The organism is Collinsella sp. AM43-1, assembly GCF_003467925.1.
Taxonomy (GTDB): Bacteria; Actinomycetota; Coriobacteriia; order Coriobacteriales; family Coriobacteriaceae; genus Collinsella.
Window position 1 is genome coordinate 1 of record NZ_QSFR01000039.1, and the last position, 2,008, is coordinate 2,008.

The window sequence follows — 2,008 nt, forward strand, 5'->3', positions numbered from 1 at the left end:
CATCGAAATTTATCGATGGCCTATTTCAGACTGTAATGGGGTCAATTCTGAATGTGACAAATGGACTGTTCCTTTGTCACATCGGGGACTGCGGAATCGAGGTCTAATACTTTTCCCGAGAAGTGAACGAGTGAAAACGGACTCCCGAAGCATCGACACTTTTGGCGTGCAATTTCCTGCGGTTTTGCCAGTCAAATCCTGCGGTTTTGACGCCTAAAAATGTCAATGCTTCGGGGGTCCAAATAGAGCCGTTCACTTCTCGGGAAAAGTATTAGACCTCGAAATATGGGCGGCGTTCGCGAACGGCAACTAGCTTGCGTCCGGTAGCCGGCACTTGGGGCAAAGGGACTGCCCTTTTGCCCCTTCACCATTGCATCGTATCTGGTGTGGAAAAAATATCGCCTGCGTTCTCGCGCCTGCGAAGAGTTCCTGAACCGCTTGAATGGGATGTGACAAAGGGACTGTCCCTTTGTCACATTGATTTGAGAGTGGATGTTGATGAATTTATCGCTGGCCCCTATGGAGGGGATTACCGGGCATGTGTTCCGTCGCGTGCATGCGGAGTGCTTTGGCGCGCTCGATTGTTATTACACGCCGTTTTTGCCGCCGCCGCGGGTGGGCAACCGCTTTGGTGGCAAGGCGTTTAAAGAGGTCGATCCTGCCAATAACCAGGGGCTTAACGTAGTACCTCAGCTGATGTCCAAGAATGCGGACGAGTTTGTGTGGGCGGCGCAGGTGCTCGCCGAGATGGGGTACCGCGAGGTCAATCTCAACCTTGGCTGCCCCTCGGGTACGGTTGTTGCCAAAGGCAAGGGTTCGGGCTTTCTGCGCAACCTGGATGAGCTCGAGGTGTTCTTGAGCGACGTGTGCGAACGCTCACCCTTGCCGGTGTCGGTCAAGACCAGGCTGGGGTTGGAAAGCGATGACGAGTACGAACGCGTGCTCGACCTCTATTGCCGCATGCCGCTGGCAGAGCTGATCGTGCATCCGCGCGTGCAAAAGGACCGTTATACGGGCTCGCCGCGTAAAGAGTTTTACGGCGAGACGTTGGAGCGGGCGCCGTTTCCCGTGGCCTATAACGGCGACATCTTTGATCTTGAGGACATGGATGCGCTGGTGGGGGCCTATCCCGGAACACGCCACGTAATGTTGGGGCGCGGCTTGCTCGCGAATCCCGCGCTGGCTCGCATGGTTAAGGGCGGCTCTGCCGCCACGGCTGCCGAGTTGCAGCGCTTCCACGACACGCTGTTTGCGGCCTATGCGGACGAGATTGGGGGCAACGCGGTCTTTCGCATGAAGGAATGGTGGTTCTACGCCAAATGTGCCTTCGCCGATCCCGCTACCGTGCACAAGCTCGTGCGCAAGACCAAAAAGGTCGACGAATACCGCGCCGCCGTCGAGCGCGTCTTTCGCGAGCAGCCGCTCGCGCCTGTTGCCCGCTTTTGTGGCTACTAGTCGTTGGGGACGTTCTTTAACGACTAGTCATTCAAGAACGTCCATTACAGTCGAAATTGTCAGCCCGGGACCGTCTCGGGCTACGATTGAGGCGCGCCCAGAACGGGCCGCCGACCGGGCGCCCGCGCACGGCCGAACGTCCCTGCCCCCGAGAGGGCCCGTTGGGTGCTGCCGGCGCGGGACGCGCCGCCCCCGACGGCTGATAGGAAAGTGCCGGGCAGGCGCCGCGGCTGGTAATGTGAGTGCCGAGGGGGAGGCCATCCGGTCGAACGACTACCGGAAGGATACCACCGTGAAAGCGCCATCCACCAGGCCCGCGGCCGTGCTCGGCCTGGACGTCGGCAAGTCATCGCACTGGGCCCGCCTGGTCGACCGCGACGGGGAGGTGCTGGCCAGCGCCCCCGTCCGCAACAGGGAGGCCGAGCTCGACGCGCTGTTCGCCTCCGCGCCCGCCGGCACGCTCGTCGTCGTCGACCAGTTCCGCAACATAGGGTCCCTCGCCGTGAGGCGGGCCCGCGCCGCGGGGCTCGGGGTCGCCCACCTGCCCGGGCTC

Annotated in this window: 2 protein-coding genes; both read left to right on the forward strand. The window is 60.9% G+C overall.

Annotated elements, in window-relative coordinates; genetic code table 11:
- Positions 1 to 498 precede the first annotated feature (498 nt).
- Positions 499 to 1,455 (forward strand): tRNA-dihydrouridine synthase, encoded by a 957-nt coding sequence (locus DW925_RS09940; protein ID WP_117583392.1) that lies wholly within the window; start codon positions 499 to 501, stop codon positions 1,453 to 1,455.
- A gap of 238 nt (positions 1,456 to 1,693) precedes the next feature.
- Positions 1,694 to 2,008 (forward strand): transposase (locus DW925_RS09945; RefSeq protein ID WP_199577081.1); only part of this gene is annotated, 315 nt, incomplete at its 3' end.